At 68.1% G+C, this 379-nt stretch carries 1 protein-coding gene; it reads left to right on the plus strand.

Translation table 11 applies throughout. The annotated features are described in order from the left end of the window. A partial coding sequence (locus tag B7P34_RS38080) for a hypothetical protein (protein WP_189383310.1) occupies positions 1-210 on the plus strand: 210 nt, incomplete at its 5' end. Positions 211-379 lie beyond the last annotated feature (169 nt).

Consider the following 379-nt stretch of genomic DNA (forward strand, 5'->3'; position numbering starts at 1 on the left):
TCGGCGATGGAGAAGCGCGCCGAAACCGATCACGAGCTGGTGCGAATCTACGCGGACTGCTGCTCCCAGCAGCCCACCACGGAGCAGATGCTGGCGCTGCCGCACCGCACCCTGGCCGCCTACCTGGGCTGGCTGGCGGGTGAGCTGAACACCCCTACCGCTGGGAGCAGCGATACGAAGCCTTCGCGGGGCTCCCTGAAGAGCGTCTAGTCCGCTACTACGCCTGGCGCCACCTCGACGTGCAGCCGGAGGACTATCCGCGGCTGCCGTGGTGGAAGCAACGCCTGGCGGAGGAGGGGTTGGCGCGCGAGTTCGGTTCCTCCGACGTTCAGGTTGAGGAGACCGGGCCGCCGTTGACGTTGGAGTCGTTCGGGCTGGC

The sequence above is a fragment of the Streptosporangium nondiastaticum genome (genome assembly GCF_003011965.1).
Taxonomy (GTDB): Bacteria; Actinomycetota; Actinomycetes; order Streptomycetales; family Streptomycetaceae; genus Streptomyces; species Streptomyces nondiastaticus.